Origin of the sequence: Streptomyces sp. NBC_01717 (genome assembly GCF_036248255.1) — a bacterium.
Lineage (GTDB): Bacteria > Actinomycetota > Actinomycetes > Streptomycetales > Streptomycetaceae > Streptomyces.
Genome location: NZ_CP109178.1, coordinates 2,615,349 through 2,637,696, shown reverse-complemented (window position 1 = coordinate 2,637,696; position 22,348 = coordinate 2,615,349). Strand labels below are relative to the sequence as shown.

21 protein-coding genes are annotated in these 22,348 nt (G+C 71.3%); 18 read left to right on the top strand and 3 right to left on the bottom strand.

Annotated features, from left to right (window positions below):
* Window positions 1–39: 39 nt before the first annotated feature.
* From OHB49_RS11995 to OHB49_RS11920, 16 genes are all read left to right on the top strand, one after another.
* Window positions 40–1,404, top strand: a complete 1,365-nt coding sequence (locus OHB49_RS11995) for an ATP-binding protein (RefSeq protein WP_329160158.1) — start codon at window positions 40–42, stop codon at window positions 1,402–1,404.
* Window positions 1,401–1,826 (top strand): roadblock/LC7 domain-containing protein, encoded by a 426-nt coding sequence (locus OHB49_RS11990; protein ID WP_030979252.1) that lies wholly within the window; start codon window positions 1,401–1,403, stop codon window positions 1,824–1,826. The genes OHB49_RS11995 and OHB49_RS11990 overlap by 4 nt, the downstream gene beginning before the upstream one ends.
* Window positions 1,823–2,176 (top strand): DUF742 domain-containing protein, encoded by a 354-nt coding sequence (locus OHB49_RS11985; protein WP_030979254.1) that lies wholly within the window; start codon window positions 1,823–1,825, stop codon window positions 2,174–2,176. The genes OHB49_RS11990 and OHB49_RS11985 overlap by 4 nt, the downstream gene beginning before the upstream one ends.
* Window positions 2,154–2,768 carry a GTP-binding protein gene (locus OHB49_RS11980; RefSeq protein ID WP_030979256.1) on the top strand — a complete coding sequence of 205 codons (615 nt, stop codon included), beginning with the start codon at window positions 2,154–2,156 and terminating at the stop codon, window positions 2,766–2,768. Before OHB49_RS11985 ends, OHB49_RS11980 begins: the two co-directional genes overlap by 23 nt.
* Window positions 2,765–4,033 (top strand): cytochrome P450, encoded by a 1,269-nt coding sequence (locus OHB49_RS11975; protein WP_329160154.1) that lies wholly within the window; start codon window positions 2,765–2,767, stop codon window positions 4,031–4,033. The genes OHB49_RS11980 and OHB49_RS11975 overlap by 4 nt, the downstream gene beginning before the upstream one ends.
* A 104-nt stretch (window positions 4,034–4,137) precedes the next feature.
* Complete coding sequence (locus OHB49_RS11970; protein ID WP_030979259.1) at window positions 4,138–4,536, top strand: cell division protein SepF; 399 nt, start codon at window positions 4,138–4,140, stop codon at window positions 4,534–4,536.
* Between the two features lie 55 nt (window positions 4,537–4,591).
* The gene (locus OHB49_RS11965) at window positions 4,592–5,800 is read left to right on the top strand and encodes an ATP-binding protein (protein WP_329160151.1); all 1,209 of its coding nucleotides are present in this window, start codon (window positions 4,592–4,594) and stop codon (window positions 5,798–5,800) included.
* Window positions 5,797–6,156 (top strand): nucleotide pyrophosphohydrolase, encoded by a 360-nt coding sequence (locus tag OHB49_RS11960; protein WP_329160149.1) that lies wholly within the window; start codon window positions 5,797–5,799, stop codon window positions 6,154–6,156. The genes OHB49_RS11965 and OHB49_RS11960 overlap by 4 nt, the downstream gene beginning before the upstream one ends.
* Before the next feature lie 123 nt (window positions 6,157–6,279).
* Complete coding sequence (locus tag OHB49_RS11955) at window positions 6,280–6,816, top strand: DUF6099 family protein (RefSeq protein ID WP_329160147.1); 537 nt, start codon at window positions 6,280–6,282, stop codon at window positions 6,814–6,816.
* Window positions 6,817–6,930: 114 nt separating this feature from the next.
* Window positions 6,931–7,854, top strand: coding sequence for an LLM class F420-dependent oxidoreductase (locus tag OHB49_RS11950; RefSeq protein ID WP_329160145.1), 924 nt, complete (start codon window positions 6,931–6,933; stop codon window positions 7,852–7,854).
* A 91-nt stretch (window positions 7,855–7,945) separates the two neighbouring features.
* Complete coding sequence (mmuM, locus tag OHB49_RS11945; protein ID WP_329160143.1) at window positions 7,946–8,911, top strand: homocysteine S-methyltransferase; 966 nt, start codon at window positions 7,946–7,948, stop codon at window positions 8,909–8,911.
* A gap of 53 nt (window positions 8,912–8,964) precedes the next feature.
* Complete coding sequence (locus OHB49_RS11940; protein ID WP_329160141.1) at window positions 8,965–10,443, top strand: 3' terminal RNA ribose 2'-O-methyltransferase Hen1; 1,479 nt, start codon at window positions 8,965–8,967, stop codon at window positions 10,441–10,443.
* Complete coding sequence (locus tag OHB49_RS11935; protein ID WP_329160140.1) at window positions 10,440–13,019, top strand: polynucleotide kinase-phosphatase; 2,580 nt, start codon at window positions 10,440–10,442, stop codon at window positions 13,017–13,019. Before OHB49_RS11940 ends, OHB49_RS11935 begins: the two co-directional genes overlap by 4 nt.
* A gap of 68 nt (window positions 13,020–13,087) precedes the next feature.
* On the top strand, window positions 13,088–14,320 hold the full coding sequence (locus tag OHB49_RS11930) for an arginine deiminase (protein WP_329160139.1): 1,233 nt from the start codon (window positions 13,088–13,090) through the stop codon (window positions 14,318–14,320).
* 152 nt (window positions 14,321–14,472) lie between these two features.
* Window positions 14,473–15,477, top strand: coding sequence for an ornithine carbamoyltransferase (argF, locus tag OHB49_RS11925; protein WP_329160137.1), 1,005 nt, complete (start codon window positions 14,473–14,475; stop codon window positions 15,475–15,477).
* Window positions 15,478–15,668: 191 nt separating this feature from the next.
* A complete protein-coding gene (locus tag OHB49_RS11920) occupies window positions 15,669–17,135 on the top strand; it encodes an amino acid permease (protein ID WP_329160135.1) in 1,467 nt (488 codons plus the stop codon).
* Between the two features lie 151 nt (window positions 17,136–17,286).
* Here OHB49_RS11920 and OHB49_RS11915 read toward each other — a convergent pair whose 3' ends face one another.
* On the bottom strand, window positions 17,287–17,718 hold the full coding sequence (locus tag OHB49_RS11915) for an ATP-binding protein (protein WP_329160133.1): 432 nt from the start codon (window positions 17,716–17,718) through the stop codon (window positions 17,287–17,289).
* 235 nt (window positions 17,719–17,953) lie between these two features.
* Here OHB49_RS11915 and OHB49_RS11910 point away from each other — a divergent pair, with 235 nt between their 5' ends.
* Together OHB49_RS11910 and OHB49_RS11905 are read left to right on the top strand one after the other, a co-directional pair.
* Window positions 17,954–18,781 carry an enoyl-CoA hydratase family protein gene (locus OHB49_RS11910; protein ID WP_329160131.1) on the top strand — a complete coding sequence of 276 codons (828 nt, stop codon included), beginning with the start codon at window positions 17,954–17,956 and terminating at the stop codon, window positions 18,779–18,781.
* A 4-nt stretch (window positions 18,782–18,785) separates the two neighbouring features.
* Entirely contained in the window at window positions 18,786–21,068 is a 2,283-nt protein-coding gene (locus OHB49_RS11905) for a bifunctional salicylyl-CoA 5-hydroxylase/oxidoreductase (protein ID WP_329160129.1), read from the top strand.
* On the opposite strand, the gene OHB49_RS11900 is transcribed toward OHB49_RS11905, so the two are convergent.
* Together OHB49_RS11900 and OHB49_RS11895 are read right to left on the bottom strand one after the other, a co-directional pair.
* On the bottom strand, window positions 21,055–21,525 hold the full coding sequence (locus OHB49_RS11900) for a hypothetical protein (RefSeq protein WP_329160127.1): 471 nt from the start codon (window positions 21,523–21,525) through the stop codon (window positions 21,055–21,057). The two genes, OHB49_RS11905 and OHB49_RS11900, sit on opposite strands and share 14 nt — an antisense overlap.
* Complete coding sequence (locus OHB49_RS11895; RefSeq protein ID WP_329160125.1) at window positions 21,522–22,343, bottom strand: GNAT family N-acetyltransferase; 822 nt, start codon at window positions 22,341–22,343, stop codon at window positions 21,522–21,524. The genes OHB49_RS11900 and OHB49_RS11895 overlap by 4 nt, the downstream gene beginning before the upstream one ends.
* Between the last annotated feature and the right edge of the window lie 5 nt (window positions 22,344–22,348).

Here is a 22,348-nt window from a genome sequence, read left to right as displayed (position 1 = left end):
GCAGGGAGACGGACCCGACAACAGAAATGCGGTGACGGCATGGCATGGATCGTGGCGCTGATCGCCGTCGTCGCTGCCGTGACGGCCGTGGTCCGCTCCCAGAACGCGGCCCGTGACGCCAATGTGGCGTGGGCCCGCGTCGAGCTGGCCGAACGCCAGGCGAAGGCGGCCGATGCCCGTACCACCGCCCTCACCGACGAGATCCGGCAGCTGGCCCAGAAGCGAATACCCGCCGCCGCGCTCGCCCTCTCCCACCCCAGTGCGCCGGTGCCCGGCCTGCGCGAGGCGGCCGAGGTCGACGGCGGCTCCGCACGGCTGCTGACCGAGGCGGTCCAGGCGGCCCGAGCCGCGGTCATCGAGGAGCGGCAGCGCGTCGACGCGGCCGCCCGAGCGGCGATGCGCGGCACCTCCGCCAAGATCCAGTCCCTGCTCAACCAGTCCCAGCAACTGCTGCACGAACTTCAGCACGAGTACGACGATCCGCGGATCCTGCAGCTGGACTTCCGTAACGAACTGGCGCTGCGCCGCACCCAGGCCACCGCGGTGCTCTGCGACGCCTGGCCGGGCCTGGCCCGGCAGAACTCGCCGCTCGTCGAGATCGTGCTCGGCGCCCAGTCCCGCGTCGCCGGCTACGAACGCATCAAGGTGGCCAACCATCTGCGCGACGAGTGGCTCGCCGTCGTCGCCCGTGCCGCCGAACCTCTCGCGATCGCCCTCGCCGAACTGCTGGCCAATGCCACCGCGTACTCGCACCCTGACACCGACGTACAGGTGACGGTCCAGCAGAGCGGCGGCCGCGGCGCCTTCCTGGTGGTCGACGACGCGGGCATCGGGATGGACGACGACGCGCTCGAACGGGCCCGCGCCCTGCTGGCGGGCCCTTCCGAAGTACTCCTGACCGAGCTGGGCGATCCGCCGCAGACCGGCTTCGCCGTTGTCGGCCGACTGGTCGTCCAGTACGGCCTCAGCTGCCATATCGAGCCTTCACCGTTCGGCGGGATGCGTACGATCCTGCGGGTCCCCGCCCACCTCCTGACAGTGCTGGAGGACGACCGCAGCCTCTCCGCCCTCGCCCCGAAGCCGGTGCACGCGCACACCGCCACCACGGCTGCTGCCGAGCCGGAGACCGCCGCCGAGCCGGAGCCCGCCGCGGAGGAACGCGACGGACTGCCCAGCCGGCGCCGCCGCGCACCCCGTCCGGCACTCGTACGGTCCGCGCCCGCCGCCACCCCGGCCGCCCCACCGCCGCCCCGTACCCCCGAACAGGCCGAGGCGTCGTGGGCGGCGCTCCAGCAGGGCACCCTCAGCGGCCGCAGCGCCCCCGCCGCCCCACCGGAAGCGCAACACCACGACGACAAAGACGGCCAGGACGACCGGAACGACCAAGGAGACGACGAGACGTGAGCACCCCTACCCCCACCACCGGTGACCTCGCATGGGTGCTGACCCCGCTGCTGGAACTTCCCGGTGTGCAGCACGCCGTGGTCGCCACCGGCGACGGCCTCGTCGAAGGGGCCTCACCCGGCCTGGACCGCGCGTCCGCCGAGCGGGTAGCCGCCATGACCGCCACCCTGCACGCCGCGGCCCGGGCCTTCACCACCGCGTTCACCGACGTCGAGGCGCCGCAGCTGGCCCAGACGGTCGTCGAGTCCGATCAGGGCTTCGCCATCGTCGTCCCGGCCGGGAAGAACACCACGCTCGCCCTGTTCGCGGAACCCGGGGCCAAGCTCGGCGACATCGCGTACCAGATGCAGGTGCAGGTCACCGCGCTGACCCGGGCGATGAACGCACCCGCCCGCCGACCGGACACCGCCGCCCGGCCATGACCCCGGGTCCAGGACGCCGTCTGATCCCCGCCTACCTGGTCACCGGTGGCCGGACCCGGCCCACCGGCCCCGCACTCGACCGGCTTGCCGTGCTCGTACGCACCGACTCGGCCCTGCCCGACGACACGGGCTCGGAACAGCGCAGGCTGTGCGAGCTGCTCGAACCGGGCGCCCTCAGCGTCGTCGAATGCGCGGCCCACCTGGACCTTCCGGTCAGCGCCACCGTCTTCCTGGCCACGGACCTCGCGGCCGCCGGACATCTGCACACCCGACCGCCGATCCCCAGCGCCGGGGAGACCGACCGGTCGCTCGTCGAGAGGCTGCTCGTTGGACTCCGCTCCCTCCACTGACCGGACCGGCATCGGCTATCTGCCGCACGCCGACCAGACCCTGATGAAGCTCGTCGTCACGGGTCCCTTCGGCGTGGGCAAGACGACCCTGATCCGTACGCTGTCGGAGATACCCACGCTCCACACCGAAGAGGCGATGACCCAGTCCAGCACCCGTCTCGACGACACCGCGGGACTGCCGGACAAGACCACCACCACGGTCGCCGTGGACTTCGGCCGGCTCACCGTCCCCGACGACCTGGTGCTCTACATGTTCGGCACCCCCGGCCAGGAACGGTTCTTCCCGCTCTGGGAGGACATCGCGCGCGGCGCCCTCGGCGCCCTCGTGCTGGTCGACACCCGCAGGCTCGGCGACTCCTTCGCGGTCATGGACATGGTCGAGGAGCAAGGACTGCCGTACGCCGTCGCCGTCAACCGCTTCCCGGACGCCCCTGACCACCCCGACGAGGTGCTGCGCAAACACCTCGATCTCCACCCCGACACACCTCTGCTGCAGTGCGACGCCCGCGAACGCCGCGGCAGCATCGACGCCCTGATCGCCCTCGCCGAGCATGTGCTGACCCGCCTGCCCCAGCCTCAGGACCCGTCATGACACCTCCCGCCGCCACCGTGCGCTCCGTACAGCCGCCGCAGCCGCTCGCGCTGTACGGCCCGGACTTCGCCGCCGATCCGCACGGCCACTACCGGCGGCTGCGGGATCACGGCCCGCTCGCCCCGGTCCGGATCGCCGCCGGTATCGACGCGCTGCTGGTCACCGACTACCAGGCGGCCGTCGATCTGCTGCGCGACACCCACACCTTCACCAAGGACCCCCGGGCCTGGCAGGCCACCGTCCCCGCCGACTCGCCGGTCCTGCCGATGCTCGGCTACCGGCCGACCGCACTCTTCAGCGACGGCGACGTGCACGCCCGCTACCGCGACGCCATCAACGACGGCCTCGCCATGATCGAACCGCACGTCCTGCGGGCCGAGGTGGCCCGCGTCGCCCGCCGGCTCATCCGGGAGTTCGCCGCCTCCGGCAGCGGCGACCTCGTAGCCCAGTACGCGCGACGGCTCCCGTTGCACGTCTTCACCACGTGGTTCGGCGTACCGCCCGAGGACCGCGAACGTATCGTGGAGGGCATCGGCGGCATGTTCAACTCGGCCGATGACGCCGCCGCCGCGTACGCCGATCTCGTCACCGTCGTCACCCGCCTCGTCGCCGACCGGCGCGCCCGGCCCCGCCGCGATCTCACCTCGTACTTCCTCGGCCACCCGGCCGGTCTCGACAACGACGAGACTGTGCGTCAGATCACCCTGGTGATGAGTGCGGGCCACGACCCGACGACCAATCTGATCGGCAACGCGCTGCTGCACATGCTCACCGACGCGCGCTACGCCGGCTCGCTGCAACGCGGTGCGATGACGGCCCACGAGGCCATCAACGAGGTCCTCTGGCAGGACCCGCCGCTGGCCAATCTGGCCGCCCACTACCCGCGCCAGGACACCGAGTTCCATGGCGTCCGGCTGCGTGCCGGACAGCTGCTCCTGGTCTCCTACGCGGCGGCCAACACCCAGTCCGCGGCGGCCACTTCTGACCCCGGCGTACGCTCCGGCGGCAGTGCGCACCTGGCCTGGTCGACTGGGCCGCACCGGTGTCCGGCGAAGCAGCCGGCGCTGCTCATCGCGATGACCGCGATCGAGCAACTGACCAGCCAGCTGTGCGATGCGGAACTGGCCGTCCCGGCGAGCGAACTGATGTGGCGGCCCGGCCCGTTCCACCGCGCGCTGGTGCATCTGCCGGTCCGTTTCACCCCGCTCGAGGTGAACCCGGACGCGGAGCCCGCGGGTCCGTCGGAGGTGTCGATCAGCCACTGACCCGTGTCGCTGGTACGCCGAACGGGTGAGGGGCGAGAGAATTGCCCGATGAACAGCGAGCGCAGCCGGCGCAACGCCGACCGAAGCACAGACGGGGTGGTCCGGTGAGCAGATACGACAGGTACGACGTCACGGACGAGCAGTGGGAGGGGCTGGCCCAGGTCGTACCGCTGCGCAGCCGCAACGAGTGGCCGTCCCGGGTCGACCACCGCACGGTCCCCGACGACCGCGAGACCGCCGAACAGCGCCGCATGGTCGTGCTGCGGGTGCAGGTCTTCGCGGACGCGCGGGAGGTGGCCGAGTACCTGGTCGCACAGATCCCCGTGCTGCTCGATCTGACCGGCGCCGAGACCGATGTGGCCAAGCGGATCCTGGACTTCGCCAGCGGTGTGGTCTTCGGGCTGGGCAGCGGAATGCACCGGGTCGACCGGAACGTCTTTCTGCTGTCGCCGGTCGGCATGGAGGTCGAGGGGGTTGCGACGGCGGGCGTACCTCGATCGTAGGAAGGTCCGCCTGGCGGAACGGTTCGCCGGTCGACGGCGTGAGTACGGTCCGCTCATGACTGCACTCTGCCCGGGGGCCACCCCGCCGCCACCCGCTGCCCCCGATGTCCGTTCCGGATTACCGTCCGCCGCCGGGCCCGCCCGTTCCGCCGGCCCCGTCGTGAGCGAACTGCGGCTCTCCGCCTTCGCCTCGCACCGGGGCACCGTCCTCCCGATCGGTCCGCTCACGCTCTTCGCCGGTGCCGCCGGAAGCGGCAAGTCCAGCGCGCTGCGGGCATACGAGGCACTGGCCCGGCTGGGGGCCGGCGACCCGCTCGCCGAGGTGTTCCCGGACCCGGAGGCGTACGTACCCGAACGGGCCGGGGCCGACGCGCAGGGCCGCCGTGGCTTCCGGATCGGCTGCACGACGGATGGCCCGGCCGGTCCGGTCCGGCTCGATCTCGCCGTCCAGGCCGAACCCACTCTCCGGATCGTCGGCGAACGGCTGACCGGCGGCGGCGAGACCCTGCTCACCACCGCCCTGCGCGATCCCGGGCGTTCGACGGTCCAGGCGGCCTGGCACACGGCAGGCACGGTCCCGGTGACCCGCGCCCCACTGCCGGACGACGTGCTCGGCACGGCGCTGCTGCCGCTGAGGGTCGCGGGAACCACCGAGGGGCAGGTACGGGTCCTGGCCGCCGCCGAACAGATGGTGGTGGCCCTGCGGTCGGTCTTCGCGTGCGAACCGCAGCCGCAGCGGATGCGGGCACCGGTGCCGAGCGGCGAGGACCGGCTGCGTCGCGGCTGCGAGAACCTCGCGGCGGTGCTGGAACGTACGCACACCCAGTGCGGTCAGCGGCATGCCCGCCTCGTCGCGGCGGCCGGTGCCGGATGCGCGGGGACGGTGACGGGTCTGGGCGTCGAGCGGCTCGCGGACGGGAAGGTGCACGCCCTGGTCGAGCGCGACGGCGGACATCGCACCCCTGTCGGGCGGCTCGGCGACGGCGAGTTGAGGTATCTGGCACTGGCCCTGGTGCTGCTCACCGGACCCGGAGTGCTGGACATGGAGGCGGCGGGGGAGGTGCCGTCGGCCATGCAGACCCTCACCGTGCTGGCCGACGGACTCGACCGGGACCTGGACGGACGTCAGCTGCGCCGGCTGCTGGCCCTGGCGGCGTCGATCGGCGCGGCCGGACATCTCCGGCTGGTGGGCACGGTCGCGGAGGCGGCCGCCTCCGAGGCCCGCGGGACGGCCGGTGTGACGGTGGTAGACCTGGAACCGTGACAGAATTTGACGTGCAGACACTGCAGCGACGGCTCGCCGCGTTCGCGGCCGAACGGGACTGGGAGCAGTACCACACCCCGAAGAACCTGGCGGTGGCGCTGAGCGTCGAGGCATCCGAACTGGTCGAGATCTTCCAGTGGTTGACGCCCGAGCAGTCGGCACGGGTGATGGAGGAACCCGAGACGGCGCATCGGGTGGCGGACGAAGTCGCGGACGTGCTCGCGTATCTGCTGCAGTTCTGCGAGGTGCTGGGCATCGATGCGCTGGCGGCGCTCGCGGAGAAAATCGATCGGAACGAGGCGCGGTTTCCGGTTCCGGAGCGGCCAGATCCCCAAGATCGTCACTCTTCGGAGTGATCGACTTATCCACAATCGACTTCCTGTCCACAGATTTCCGAAATCCCCTGGCCTTTCGGTGCCACTCCCCTCACTGTGGGTAATGGATGAGGTGAGCGGGTTTTCGTACGGACGGGGGCACGCATGGAAGCGGAGCGGCTCATAGGGGTAAGTCGGCGAGCTCTGGCGCAGAGCCGGGGTACGCCGTCCATCATGGCGGAGGCCTGGCAGGCTCAGGCACTGGCTCAGGCGATCGGCGACCGGCTGGCGGCGAGCGGGCCGAAGGAGCTGCGCGGTGAGGCGCGAGGGCTCAGTGAGATCGGAGGGAGGGGCAGCGGGGCGCCGGACCATCCGGTGGTGCGGACCGGTGTGGCACGGGCTGCCCAGCTCTCCGAGGTGGCCGATCCGCACGCGACTTTGACCGGTCTCGGCGCGCTGCTCGGGGAAGTGGGGATGGCTCTCGTCGCGGTGGCCTGCGACACCGACGAGGAGAGTCTCTACTGGCAGTGCATAGAGGCGATCGACGCCGCGGACGAGTCGCTGGACCGGGTGCACGGGATGCTCCGGCGCCTTGCGGAGCAGGACCGGGAACGGCAGCACGATCTGGAGCGGGGGAGAGGGCGGGACGGCCCGCGCGGTGCGGTCCGCGGACCGGCAGGCTCGGCGGCGGGCCAGCCGTGACCGCCGCCACGGGCACACCTGGCCGCACCTGACCGACCGTGCTCGGATCCGCCGCCGGGCCGCACACGCAGTGGGAGGAGGCACGACCGGCGTTCGGAGGTGCAGGATGGATCCATGGATCTTCGAATCTTCACGGAGCCCCAGCAAGGGGCGAGCTACGACACTCTGCTCACTGTCGCCAAGGCTGCCGAGGACCTCGGCTTCAATGCCTTCTACCGTTCCGACCATTACCTCCACATGGGCGCGGGCAACGGGCTGCCCGGCCCGACCGACGCCTGGATCACCCTGGCCGGGCTGGCGCGCGAGACCAAGCGGATCCGGCTCGGCACGCTGATGACCGCGGGGACCTTCCGGCTTCCCGGTGTCCTCGCGATCCAGGTCGCCCAGGTCGACCAGATGTCCGGCGGCCGGGTCGAACTCGGCCTGGGCGCGGGCTGGTTCGAGGAGGAGCACAAGGCGTACGGCATCCCGTTCCCCAAGGAGAAGTTCGGCCGGCTGGAGGAGCAGCTGGCGATCGTCACCGGACTCTGGGCGACCGGGGTCGGCGAGAAGTTCAACTACGACGGCACCTACTACCAGCTCACCGACTCGCCCGCGCTGCCCAAGCCGGCCCAGGCCAAGGTGCCGATTCTGATCGGCGGTCACGGTGCGACGCGTACACCGCGGCTCGCCGCACTGTACGCGGACGAGTTCAACATCCCGTTCGCCTCGCTGGAGGACAGTGAGAAGCAGTTCGGACGGGTCAGGGAAGCCGCAACGGCGGCCGGGCGCGGCGCGGACGACCTGGTGTACTCCAACGCCCTGGTGGTCTGTGTCGGCAAGGACGACGCCGAGGTGGCCCGCCGTGCGTCGGTCATCGGCCGCGATGTGGAGGAGCTGAAGGCGAACGGACTTGCGGGCTCGCCCGCCGAAGTGGTCGACAAGATCGGCCGGTACGGCGAGATCGGGTCGTCGCGGATCTACCTCCAGGTCCTCGATCTGGACGATCTGGACCACCTGGAGCTGATCTCCTCGCAGGTTCAGTCCCAGCTGAACTGAGCCGGTCCCGAGCGAGATGGACACCGGACCGAGGCGGACACCGGACCGGTGAACAGGAGTAGCTGAACACGAGTCGCTGAGAGGAGCACCTGTGCAACCCGACCGCCCGCTGGCCGCCGCGCTCGCAGAGTCCACGGTCCTGCTCGACGGAGGCCTTTCCAACCAGTTGGAGGCGCAGGGCTGCGATCTGTCCGACGAGCTGTGGTCGGCCCGGCTGCTGCTCGACGAGGACCGGCAGATCGAGGCCGCACACCGGGCCTATGTGCGGGCGGGTGCGCAGGTGCTCATCACCTCGGGCTATCAGGCGACGTTCGAGGGGTTCGCGCGGCGGGGGATCGGCCGGGACCGGGCGGCGGAGCTCTTCGCCCGCAGCGTGGAGCTGGCCCGGCGGGCCGGTGGCGCGACGGACCGGGAGATCTGGGTCGCCGCCTCGGTCGGCCCGTACGGGGCGATGCTCGCGGACGGCAGCGAGTACCGCGGCCGGTACGGCCTCTCGGTCCGGGAGCTGGAGCGCTTCCACCGGCCCCGGATCGAGGCGCTGGCCGCCGCCGGACCCGATGTGCTGGCACTGGAGACGGTGCCGGACGTCGACGAGGCGGAGGCACTGCTGCGGGCGGTCGAGGGGTGCGGGCTGCCCGTCTGGCTCTCCTACAGCGTGGCGGGGGACCGGACCCGGGCCGGGCAGCCGCTGGAGACGGCCTTCGCGCTCGCCGCCGGGCACGAGCGCGTGGTGGCTGTGGGAGTGAACTGCTGCGATCCGGCCGATGCCGACCGTGCGGTGGAGACGGCGGCGGAGGTCACCGGGAAGCCGGTCGTCGTGTACCCGAACAGCGGTGAGCGCTGGGACGCCGCGGATCGGGTGTGGACCGGGGGTGCCAGTTTCGACCCGGGTCGGGTGCGGGGCTGGCAGGCGGCCGGCGCCCGGCTGGTCGGCGGCTGTTGCCGGGTCGGCCCGGCGTCGATCGCGAAACTGGCCGAGCTGCTGGAGGCGGAACGGACGGGACGGACAGGACAGTCTGGAGGGACAGCAGGGGCTGGAGGAACACCGGAACCGTAGACATCAACAAAATGCCTGGTGGGGGGCGAGTGAACCGGACCATACTCGGACGTGTGTTCCTGACAATCAGTACGACCGGCACGCCGGAGCGACCCGCCACCGACCTCGGCTTCCTGCTGCACAAGCACCCCGAGAAGGCGCAGCAGTTCTCCACGTCCCACGGCACCGCGCACGTCTTCTACCCCGAGGCATCGGCCGAGCGCTGCACGGCCGCGCTGTTGCTGGAGGTGGATCCGGTGGCGCTGGTGCGGCGTGGCAAGGGAAAGGGCCGGGGCGGCGCCCCGGACGCGGCGCTCGCGCAGTACGTGAACGACCGCCCGTACGCGGCGTCCTCGCTGCTCTCCGTAGCGATGAGCGCCGTCTTCAAGTCCGCTCTGAACGGTGTGTGCCGGGCCCGGCCCGAGCGCGCGGCGGACCCCATGCCGCTCAGGATCGAGGTGCCCGCGCTCCCGGCGCGCGGTGGGCCTGAGTTGGTCTCGAAGCTCTTCGGGCCGCTCGGCTGGGCGAGCGTGGACGCCGTGGCCGTACCGCTGGACGCGCAGTTCCCGGAGTGGGGCGACTCGCGGTACGTACGGCTCGTGCTGGAGGGCGAGTTGCGGCTCGCCGACGCGCTGCGGCAGCTGTACGTCCTGCTGCCGGTGCTCGACGACGCCAAGCACTACTGGGTCGCGCCCGACGAGGTGGACAAGCTGCTGCGGGCCGGTGACGGCTGGCTGGCCGCCCACCCCGAGCAGAAGCTGATCACCAGCCGCTATCTGTCCCGGCGCTGGGGGCTGACCCGGCAGGCGATGGAACGGCTGGAGCTGGTGCGGCTCGCCGAGCTGGACGACCTCGCGGTGGAGAGCATCGACAACGCGGTGGACGAGACGACGGACACCGAGGAGAAGCCGGTGCCGCTCGCCGAGCAGCGGCGCACGGCGATCCTGGAGGCCCTGCGCGCCGCCGGGGCGAGCCGGGTGCTCGACCTCGGTTGCGGACAGGGGCAGTTGGTCCAGGCGCTGCTGAGGGACGTGCGCTTCACGGAGATCGTCGGCGTCGATGTCTCCATGCGCGCTCTCACCATCGCCTCGCGCCGCCTCAAGCTCGACCGGATGGGGGAGCGCCAGGCCGGCCGCGTCACGCTCCGGCAAGGCTCGCTCACGTACACCGACAAGCGGCTGGCCGGCTATGACGCGGCAGTGCTCAGCGAGGTCATAGAGCACCTCGACCTGCCGAGGCTGCCCGCGCTGGAGTACGCGGTGTTCGGTTCGGCCCGGCCGCAGACGGTGCTCGTGACGACACCGAACGTCGAGTACAACGTCCGCTGGGAGAGTCTCCCGGCCGGGCATGTGCGCCACGGCGACCACCGCTTCGAGTGGACCAGGGCGGAGTTCCGGGCCTGGGCGCAGGAGGTGGCACAGCGGCACGGATACGGAGTCGACTTCGTTCCGGTGGGGCCCGACGACCCCGAGGTGGGACCGCCCACGCAGCTGGCCGTCTTCACGAAGACCGCCGAGGACGACATCAAGAAGAAGGAGGCGAAGGCAGCATGACCGACAACGACACCGGCAACGACACCGAGAAGAACACAGGCACGCACCGCACGCTGCCGGTGACCGACCTCTCCCTCGTCGTTCTCGTCGGGGCCAGTGGCTCCGGCAAGTCCACCTTCGCGCACAGGCACTTCAAGCCCACCGAGATCATCTCCTCGGACTTCTGCCGTGGCCTCGTCGCCGACGACGAGAACGACCAGAGCGCCAGCGGCGACGCCTTCGACGTGCTGCACTACATCGCGGGCAAGCGGCTCGCCGCCGGGCGGCTGACCGTCGTCGACGCCACCAACGTCCAGGCCGAGAGCCGCAAGCAGCTGGTGCAGCTGGCCCGCAGCCACGACGTGCTGCCGATCGCGATCGTGCTCGACCTGCCCGAAGAGGTCTGCCAGGCGCGCAACGCAGCCCGCCCCGACCGGGCCGGCATGCCCCGCCACGTCGTCCAGCGCCACCGTCGCGAGCTGCGCCGTTCGCTGCGCGGCCTGGAGCGCGAGGGCTTCCGCAAGGTGCACGTCCTGCACACGGAGGAGGAGGCCGAGCACGCCGAAGTGGTGCTCGAGCGCCGCTACAACGACCTCCGTCATCTCACCGGCCCGTTCGACATCATCGGGGACATCCACGGCTGCAGCTCCGAGCTGGAGTCCCTGCTCGGCAAGCTCGGTTACGTCGACGGCGCGCACCCCGAAGGGCGTACGGCGGTCTTCGTCGGCGACCTCGTCGACCGCGGCCCCGACAGCCCCGGTGTGCTGCGCCGCGTCATGTCCATGGTGTCCGCGGGCAACGCCCTGTGCGTGCCGGGGAACCACGAGAACAAGCTCGGGCGCTACCTCAAGGGCCGCAAGGTCCAGCACACCCATGGACTCGCCGAGACCATCGAGCAGTTGGACCGGGAGGACGCGAAGGACCCGGCCTTCCGCGAGCAGGTACGGGAGTTCATCGACGGGCTCGTCAGCCACTACGTGCTGGACGGCGGCAAGCTGGTCGTCTGCCACGCCGGGCTGCCCGAGAAGTACCACGGGCGCACCTCCGGACGGGTCCGCTCGCACGCGCTGTACGGGGACACCACCGGCGAGACCGACGAGTTCGGCCTGCCCGTGCGCTACCCGTGGGCCGAGGAGTACCGCGGCCGCGCAGCCGTGGTCTACGGCCACACGCCCGTGCCCAGCACATCCTGGGTCAACAACACCCTCTGCCTGGACACCGGTGCGGTCTTCGGCGGGAAGATGACCGCGCTGCGCTGGCCCGAGCGCGAACTCGTCGACGTACCGGCCGAGAAGGTCTGGTACGAGCCCGCCAAGCCGCTGACCACCGAGGCACCCGGGGGCCGGGAGGGCCGCCCGCTGGACCTCGCCGATGTGCAGGGCCGCCGGATCGTGGAGACCCGGTACCAGGGCCGGATCTCGGTGCGCGAGGAGAACGCCGCGGCGGCGCTCGAAGTCATGAGCCGGTTCGCCGTCGACCCGCGGCTGCTCGGCTACCTGCCGCCGACCATGGCGCCGACCGCCACCTCCCACGAGGAAGGCTTTCTGGAGCACCCGGCCGAGGCGTTCGCCCAGTACCGGGCGGACGGTGTCGCCACGGTCGTGTGCGAGGAGAAGCACATGGGCTCGCGCGCGGTGGCCCTGGTCTGCCGCGACGCGGAAGCGGCCCGGGAGCGGTTCGGGGTCGAGGGCCCGACCGGGGCGCTGCACACCCGTACCGGACGGCCGTTCCTGGACGACGTCGCCCTGACCGAGGTGATCCTCGGCAGGCTGCGCACGGCCGTCACCGCCGCCGGACTCTGGGACGAGTGGGACACCGACTGGGTGCTGCTCGACGCCGAGCTGATGCCCTGGTCCCTCAAGGCCGGCGGCCTGCTGCGCTCGCAGTACGCGGCGGTCGGCGCCGCGTCCGGGGCCGTCCTCCCCGGGGCCAACGCGGCGCTGGCGGCAGCGGCGGCCCGCGGTGTCGACGTCGCCGACCTGGCTGCGCGTCAGCAGGACCGGACGGCCGACGCGGCGGCGTTCACCGACGCCTACCGTCGCTACTGCTGGTCCACCGAGGGCCTCGACGGGGTGCGGATCGCCCCGTTCCAGGTCCTCGCCGTGCGGGGCCGGTCACTGGCCTCCGTACCGCATGACGAGCAGCTTGCCTGGCTCGACCGCCTGGTGGAGCACGACCCCACCGGCCTGCTCCAGGTCACCCGGCGGCTCGTGGTCGACACCGGCGACGAGGCATCGGTCCGCGCCGGCATCGACTGGTGGCTGGAGATGACCGGCAACGGCGGCGAAGGCATGGTCGTGAAACCGCTCGGGGCGCTCGTCCGGGACGAGAAGGGGAGGCTGGTCCAGCCGGGCATCAAGGTGCGCGGCCGGGAGTACCTGCGGATCATCTACGGCCCCGAGTACACGCGTCCGGAGAATCTGGAGCGGCTGCGGTCCCGGTTCCTCGGCCACAAGCGGTCGTTGGCGCTCCGTGAGTACGCCCTGGGGCTGGAGGCGCTGGACCGGCTCGCCGACGGGGAGCCGCTGTGGCGGGTCCACGAGGCGGTGTTCGCGGTGCTCGCCCTGGAGTCGGAGCCCGTCGACCCGCGGCTCTGATCCCGAAGACGAAGAGGCAGGTGGCGATTCGCCGGGTGAACGGCGCTCCGCGCGGTGAGGATGGAGGCATGGGATTCCATGTCGACTCCGAGGCCGGGCGGCTGCGCCGCGTCATACTGCACCGCCCCGATCTCGAACTGAAGCGGCTCACCCCCAGCAACAAGGACGCGCTCCTCTTCGACGACGTGCTGTGGGTGCGCCGCGCCCGGCAGGAGCACGACGGCTTCGCGGACGTCCTGCGCGACCGCGGAGTGGAGGTGCATCTCTTCGGCGATCTGCTCCGTGAGGCCCTGGACATTCCGGTGGCCAATCGGCTGGTGCTGGACCGGGTCTTCGAGGAGAAGGAGTACGGTCCGCTCGCCACCGAACATCTGCGGGCCGCTTTCGAGGAGCTGTCCACCGACGAGCTGGCGGAGGCGCTGGTCGGCGGGATGACGAAGCGGGAGTTCCTGGAGCGGCACAGCGAGCCGACCTCCGTCCGCTTCCATGTCATGGAACTGGACGACTTCCTGCTCGGTCCGCTGCCCAACCACCTCTTCACCAGGGACACCTCGGCCTGGATCTACGACGGGGTGTCCATCAACGCGATGCGCTGGCCGGCCCGGCAGCGCGAGACGGTCCACTTCGAGGCGATCTACCGCCACCACCCCCTCTTCACCGGCGCCGAGGCCGGGGCCTTCCACCACTGGTCGGAGGGCCAGGACGACTATCCGTCCACCATCGAGGGCGGCGACGTCCTGGTCATCGGCCAGGGCGCCGTCCTCATCGGGATGAGCGAGCGCACCACCCCGCAGGCGGTCGAGATGCTGGCGCGCGGACTGTTCGACGCCGGTTCCGCGCGGACGATCGTGGCGCTCGACATGCCCAAACGCCGGGCGTTCATGCACCTCGACACGGTGATGACGATGATCGACGGCGACACGTTCACCCAGTACGCGGGGCTCGGCATGCTCCGCTCCTACACCATCGAGCCCGGCGGCGGACCGCGGGATCTGAAGGTCACCGACCATCCCCCGGAGCACATGCACCGGGCCATCGCGGCGGCACTCGGCCTGGACTCGATCCGGGTGCTCACGGCCACCCAGGACGTGCACGCGGCGGAGCGCGAGCAGTGGGACGACGGCTGCAACGTGCTGGCCGTCGAGCCGGGTGTCGTCATCGCCTACGAACGCAACGCCACCACCAACACGTATCTGCGCAAGGAAGGCATCGAGGTCATAGAGATCCGCGGCAGCGAACTGGGCCGGGGCCGGGGCGGCCCCCGCTGCATGAGCTGCCCGGTGGTGCGTGACCCCGTGTAGCCGGGGCGCACCCGTACGGAAGACGCGGGGGCCGACCGGATACACGGTGGATCGCGCGGACACGCAGCACAGGGGCTGTATAGCGATGCGTTGTCTCGTATAGACTTCCAGGACTGTACGCGCGACCCTCGCCCGACCCAGGAGCAGCCACCATGGCGATAGACCTCGCAGGCCGCCACTTCCTCAAGGAGCTGGACTTCACGGCCGCGGAGTTCCGCGGCCTGATCGAGCTGGCCGCCGAGCTCAAGACGGCCAAGAAGTCGGGCACCGAGGTGCAGCGGCTGCGCGGTCGGAACATCGCGCTGATCTTCGAGAAGACCTCGACCCGTACTCGCTGCGCCTTCGAGGTCGCCGCCGCCGACCAGGGTGCCTCCACGACGTATCTCGACCCCACGGGCTCCCAGATGGGCCACAAGGAGTCGGTGAAGGACACCGCCCGTGTTCTGGGCCGGATGTTCGACGGCATCGAGTACCGCGGTGACAGCCAGGCGACCGTCGAGGAGCTGGCGGCGTACGGTGGGGTGCCTGTCTTCAACGGGCTCACCGACGACTGGCACCCGACCCAGATGCTCGCCGACGTCCTCACGATGACCGAGCACAGCGACAAGCCGCTGGAGCGGATCGCCTTCGCCTACCTCGGCGACGCCCGTTTCAACATGGGTAACTCGTACCTGGTCACGGGCGCGCTGCTGGGCATGGACGTCCGGATCGTCGCTCCGAAGGCCTACTGGCCGGCCGAGGAGATCGTCGCGCAGGCCCGCCGGCTCGCCGAGTCCAGCGGCGCGACCGTCACTCTCACCGAGGGCATCGCCGAGGGCGTCCGGGGCGCCGACTTCGTCGCCACCGACGTCTGGGTCTCCATGGGTGAGCCCAAGGAGGTCTGGGACGAGCGCATCGCGGCGCTCGCGCCGTACGCCGTCACCATGGACGTCCTGAAGGCCACGGGCAACGCCGACGTGAAGTTCCTGCACTGCCTTCCGGCCTTCCATGACCTCGGGACCAAGGTCGGCCGCGAGATCCACGACAGCCACGGTCTGACCGAGCTGGAAGTCACCGACGAGGTCTTCGAGTCCGCACACTCGGTCGTCTTCGACGAGGCCGAGAACCGGATGCACACGATCAAGGCCGTCCTGGTGGCGACACTGGCCGGTGCCTGACCCGGCACGGCCAGGGGCGCCGAGCAACGCATGATCATGCGCCCGATTGGGTGAACATGCGAAGAAGTGGCTACCATGGTTCCACTTGGTGGGGTTCGAGCTCGCACGCTCGAGCCCCATTTTCGTGCCGTCCCCCCGCAGGACCGGAGGACCGGAGCCCCCCACCCGCTCCGTCCGCACGAGCCCCCCACATGCTCCACCAGAGAAGAGATCGCCCCGTGAGTCCGCTCCGCCTGCCGAGCCTGTCGCCCCGGCCCGGCCTGCGCATCAAGAGCCCCGACCAGCTGGTCGCCGAATCCGGCGCCGACCTGGAGGGGCACGGCCTCAAGCGCACCATGGGGCTGTTCCAGCTCGTGTGCTTCGGCGTAGGAGCCATCGTCGGCACCGGCATCTTCGTCGGCCTCTCCGACACCGTCGCCGAGGCCGGCCCCGCGGTCGTCCTCTCCTTCGTTCTCGCTGCGATCACCTGCATCTTCACCGCGTTCTCCTTCGCCGAGCTGGGCGGCGCGATCCCGGTCTCCGGCAGTTCGTACTCCTTCGCCTACGCCACTCTCGGCGAGCGCATCGCGTTCCTCGTCGGCTGGTGTCTGCTGCTGGAGTACGGCGTCTCGGTCTCCGCGGTCGCGGTCGGCTGGAGCCAGTACGTCAACGAACTGCTGAACAGCCTCGTCGGCTGGCACCTGCCCGCCGCCCTGTCCGCCGGGCCCGGCGACGGCGGTGTGATCAACCTCCCCGCCATCGTGGTGATCATGATGGCCGCCACCCTGCTGGTGCGCGGCATCCGGGAGAGCGCGGGCGCCACGGCCGCGATGGCGGTCCTCAAGATCGGCATTCTGATCGCCTTCTGCGCCATCGCGTTCACCGCGTTCGAGGCCGGTAATCTCACGCCGTTCGCCACCCATGGTCCGGCCGGGGTCACCGCCGGTGCCTCGCTGGCGTTCTTCTCGTACATCGGCTTCGACGCGATCACCACCGCGGGCGAAGAGGTCAAGAACCCCCGGCGGAACATCCCGATCGCGATCCTGATCTGCCTCGGGGTCGCCACCCTGCTCTACTGCGCGGTCGCCCTCACGGCCATCGGCGCACTCGGCGCGGACGCCGTCTCCGACAAGCCGGCCGCGCTCTCGCTGATCGTCGACCAGGTCACCGGCTCGACCGTCGGTGGCGGCATCATCGCGTTCGGCGCGGTCGTAGCCATCGCGTCGGTCGTGCTCGCGGTGATGTACGGGCAGACCCGCATCCTGATGTCGATGTCCCGCGACGGCCTGGTCCCGCGGGTCTTCGAACGTGTCTCGCCGCGGACGGCGACGCCTGTCGCCAACACCTGGATCGTGGCCGTCGTCTTCGCCGTGCCGGCAGCCTTCGCGTCCCTCGACGTGGTGGTGAATCTGACGACCATCGGCACGCTCGGCATCATGGTGGCGGTCAATGTCGCGGTGATCGCGTTGCGGCGCAGCAACCCAGGGCTGAAGCGCTCCTTCCGGGTGCCGCTCTACCCGCTCAGCCCGATCCTGGGTGTCCTCTTCTGCCTGTATCTGATGTACGGGACGGGCTGGGCGACCTGGGTGCAGTTCGCGGTGTTCCTGGTGGTCGGCGCGGCGGTGTACGCCGGCTACAGCCGGAGCCGGTCGCGGCTGGCCGGCGCGGACGAGGACTGAGAGGCACCGAGGAAGCGCCAAGGGGCACCGGGGTGCCGGGGGGAACATGCACAGGCACCGGGGTGCCGGGGGATGCGCAGAGGCACCGGGGGCGGTGCCGGGGGGCGCCGATCGACGCTGAAGGGCGGTAACGAGCGGCGAGAAGCGCCCTCTACCGACGGTGCTGATGCGGCAGCGTGAACCACACGGCCTTGCCGTGCTCCGTCGTGCGATGACCGCAGGACGAGCTGAGCGTGCGGATGAGCAGCAGGCCACGGCCGTGCTCCTGCCAGGGGTCCGGCTCGCTGCCGGGCCGGGGCCGGGAGAGGTCGCCCGGCGGGGCCGGGTCGCGGTCGTGGACCTCCACCTGGCAGCCGGTCTCCAGAAGCTCCACCACCAGCTCGACGGGCTCGTCGCCGTCGGTGTGCTTCACGGCGTTGGCGACCAGTTCCGCGGTGAGGAGCTCGGCCGTGTCGGTGGTGTCGGCCGGTGTGTCGATGTCCGCCAGCGCCGTACGGATCAGGGTGCGGGCCATCGGCACTGCGGCCGTGGAGTGCGGCAGCGCGATACGCCAGGAGGCGGGCATCGGTCCATCGGGCGGCAAGACGGGGTTCCGTTCCGGAGGTACGGCTGTCCGGAGCTCGAGTTTCTGGAGCTCAAGACTTCTTCCTTTCAACCTTACGAAGCGCAACGACACAGACAAGGGGCTGCGGTCCGGTCCGAAAGGGACGTTCACCACATTCCGATCGGCACCTATCGCGTACTCGTGACGGAAGTCACGTAAGGGTGATAACTTCGAGAGCAGGTAGCAGCCCGACGGCTGAAGGGGACCACCCTCCATGAGCCCGTTTCCCAGCTCCGCCCGCCGTACCGATGACTGGCACCATCTGCGGCTGACGACGGACGACGGCGTCGCCACCGTCACCCTGGCCCGCCCCGAGAAGCTCAACGCGCTCACCTTCGGCGCCTACGCCGACCTGCGCGACCTCCTCGCCGAGCTGTCCCGCGAACGCTCCGTGCGCGCTCTCGTGCTGGCCGGTGAGGGGCGCGGCTTCTGCTCCGGCGGCGATGTCGACGAGATCATCGGTGCCACGCTCGCGATGGACACCGCGCAACTGCTCGACTTCAACCGGATGACCGGGCAGGTCGTGCGGGCGCTGCGCGAGTGCCCCTTCCCCGTCATCGCCGCGGTGCACGGCGTCGCCGCGGGCGCCGGTGCGGTCCTCGCGCTGGCCGCCGACTTCCGTGTCGCCGACCCGTCCGCCCGGTTCGCCTTCCTCTTCACCCGGGTCGGGCTCTCCGGCGGCGACATGGGGGCGGCCTATCTGCTGCCGCGCGTCGTCGGCCTCGGCCATGCCACCCGGCTGCTGATGCTCGGCGAGCCGGTCCGCGCCCCCGAGGCGGAACGGATCGGGCTGATCAGCGAGCTGGCCGAAGAGGGACAGGCCGATGCCCGAGCCGCGGAGCTCGCCCGCCGCCTCGCCGAAGGCCCCGCCCTCGCCCTCGCCCAGACCAAGGCGCTGCTCACCGCCGAACTCGACATGCCGCTCGCCGCCGCCGTGGAGATGGACGCCGCCACCCAGGCCCTGTTGATGCACGGCGACGACTACGCCGAGTTCCACGCCGCGTTCGCGGAGGAGCGCCCGCCGAAATGGCAGGGCAGGTAGCGCCATGGCTTCCGACACGAGGCGGATCGCGGTGATCGGCGGCGGCCCCGGCGGGCTGTACGCCGCGGCCCTCCTCAAGCGCCTGGACCCCGAGCGCTCCGTCACCGTCTGGGAGCGTAACGCCCCCGACGACACATTCGGCTTCGGCGTCGTCCTCTCCGACGAGACGCTCGGAGGCATCGAACACGCCGACCCCGTGGTGTACCGCGCGCTGCAGGCCGAATTCGTACGGTGGGACGACATCGACATCGTCCACCGCGGCCGGACCCAGACGTCCGGCGGCCACGGATTCTCGGCGCTGGGCCGCCGCCGGCTCCTGGAGATCCTGCACAAGCGCTGCGCGTCCCTCGGGGTACGGCTCCGCTTCCGCGCGGAGGCCCCGCCCGCCGCCGAGCTCGCCGCGACGCACGACCTGGTGATCGCGGCCGACGGCGTGCACAGCACCACCCGTGAGACGTACGCCGGCACCTTCCGGCCCACCGTCACCACCCACCGCAACCGCTACATCTGGCTCGCCACGGACTTCGCGTTCGACGCCTTCCGCTTCGAGATCGCCGAGACCGAACACGGCGTGATGCAGCTGCACGCCTACCCCTTCTCGGCCGGTGCCTCCACCGCCATCGTCGAGATGCGCGAGGAGGTCTGGCACGCGGCCGGTTTCGACGCCATGGACACCGCAGCATCGACGGAACGCTGCGGCAAGATCTTCGCCGACGCCCTCGGCGGCCGCCCGCTGCGCTCCAACAACTCCTCCTGGCTCACCTTCCGTACCGTCGTCAACGCCCACTGGTCGCACGGCAACACGGTTCTCATCGGCGACGCCGCCCACACCGCCCACTTCTCCATCGGGTCCGGCACCAAGCTCGCCGTCGAGGACGCCCTGGCGCTCGCCGCCTGCATCGAGGAGCAGCCGGACCTGCCCGCAGCCCTCGCCGCGTACGAGGCCGAGCGGCGGCCCGTCGTCGCCTCCACCCAGCGCGCCGCCGCAGCGAGCCTGCGCTGGTTCGAGGAGCTGGGTACGTACGTCGACCAGGCGCCCCGCCAGTTCGCCTTCAACCTTCTGACCCGCAGCCGCCGCGTCACCCACGACAACCTGCGGCTGCGCGACGCCGGCTTCACCGCCGCCGTCGAGGAGGAGTTCGGCTGCGCCCCCGGCACCCCGCCGATGTTCACCCCGCTGCGGCTGCGCGGCCTGGAACTCCGTAACCGCGTCGTCGTCTCCCCGATGGACATGTACTCGGCCGTCGACGGCGTCCCCGGTGACCTCCACCTCGTCCACCTGGGCGCCCGCGCCCTCGGCGGCGCCGGGCTCGTCATGACAGAGATGGTGTGCGTGAGCGCCGAGGGCCGGATCACCCCCGGGTGCACCGGGCTCTACACCCCCGAACAGGCCGCCGCCTGGACCCGGATCACCGACTTCGTCCATACCTCCGCCCCCGGCACGGCGATCGGCATCCAGCTCGGCCACTCCGGTCGCAAGGGCTCCACCAAGCTGATGTGGGAGGGCATCGACCAGCCCCTCGACGAGGGCAACTGGCCGCTGTCCGCCGCTTCCCCGGTCCCGTACCGGGAAGGCGTCAACCAGGTCCCGCACGCGCTGGACCGCGCCGGGCTCGACGTGATCCGCAACCAGTTCGCCGCAGCGGCCCGGCACGCCGCCACCTGCGACTTCGACCTGCTCGAACTCCACTGCGCCCACGGCTATCTGCTCTCCGGGTTCCTCTCCCCGCTCACCAACCACCGCACCGACATCTACGGCGGACCGCTGTCGAACCGACTCCGCTTCCCCCTCGAAGTCTTCGACGCGGTCCGCGCCCGGTGGCCCGACGACCGGCCCATGACCGTCCGCATCTCCGCCACGGACTGGGCCGCCGGCGGCACGACGGCCGAGGACGCCGTCGAGATCGCCCGCGCGTTCGTCGCGCACGGCGCCGACGCCATCGACGTCTCCACCGGCCAGGTCGTCCCGGACGAAGACCCCGAGTACGGCCGCTCGTACCAGACCCCGTTCGCCGACCGGATCCGCAACGCCCTGGTCGTGCCCGTCATCGCGGTCGGTGCGATCTCCTCCTGGGACGACGTCAACTCGCTGCTGCTGGCAGGCCGTGCCGACCTGTGCGCCCTGGCCCGCCCGCATCTGTACGACCCGCACTGGACCCTGCACGCGGCGGCCGACCAGGGCTACGGCGGACCGGGCGCGCCCTGGCCGCTTCCGTACCGCGCGGGCAGCCGCACACCGCCGACCGGCCGCACGGACGCACCGAAGCCGCGGCTCACGCTGGGGTGAGCGCCCCGCCCGTCAAGCAGTCGTGGCAGCGGCAGGGGACGGGATGGGGCGCGCCGTCCCACCAGGACCCGCGGTACTCGGCCGCCAGACGTCCGAGCCGGGCGGCGAGCTGCTCTGCGTCCTCCCGGGAGTCCCAGCAGCCGCCCACTTCCGCCTCCGCGCAGAGCCGCAGCACGGTCGGGCTGTAGACCGGCACGGCCCGAAACGTGTGCAGATTGCGCGTCGCCATGTCGATCGTGATGTACCTGCCGGTGTGGCGCGCGCGTCCGATCGTGGTCAGCGTCTCGTGGCCCGTCCCCGCGTAGGTGTCGATCACATGCACTTTCGAGCCTCCCCGGTAGGACTTGGTGCCCGGCCGCAGCTCCTGCCCGCCCTCCCCGTACCGTCGCCACCGCACCACATTCGCGGCGATCAGCCAGCCCGATTCCAGCGGCGCCTTCTCGGCCCCGCCCGTCACGTCGACTCCGCAGTGATCAACAGCCGGTCCGAGACCGGCCGGTAGCCGATGCGCTGGTAGACCCCGTTGCTCGTCGGGTTGGCGAGATCCGTGAAAAGCAGCACCTCCTGCGCGCCCGCTTCCCGCGCCGCCCGGCTGACCTCGGCCGTCACCGCCGCCGCGTACCCGTGGCCCCGGTGCTCGGGTGGCGTGTACACGGCCGTCACCCGCACCGCGCCGGCGACTCGCGGGGAGACACCCGCCATCGACACCGGGACCCCGCCGGTCTCCCAGAGCGTCAGATCGCCGGACGCCGTCCGCTCGTCGACCATCCGCTCGGCGTGGGCGTCAGGCTGGCCGACGTCCGCGGCGAACGCGCGATGCCAGGCCACCAGCAGGGCCCGGTCGGCGGCCGTGGCGGACCTGGGACCGCCCGGCGGCGCGGGGGAGGGCGGGACCAACTCGTCCAGAAGGTACAGCCGTTGTACCTCTTCGACCTGGTGGCCGGGCCACCCCGCGGCCAGCGCCTCGGCGGTGGCCCGGTCTGCGTTGACGGCGGTCAGCGGGAACGCGGCGGCCAGCGGACCGACGGCCTCCGGGGCGACGACGCCGAGCAGCGGCCGGTACGGCGGGGTCTGCACCAGGGTCCCCGCGACCTCGCCGTCCGGTCCGCGCCACCAGCCCAGCACCGGGGCGTCCCCGCCGTACGCATGCGGGCCGCTGCTGCGCAGGGTCGCGGTGATGGTCAGTACGAGAGTGTTCTCGGCGGGCCGGGTCGCAAGCCACGCACCGGCGGTGTCCAGGAACACATCGACGTCGTCAGTGAAGGTCCAGGTCATGGTCC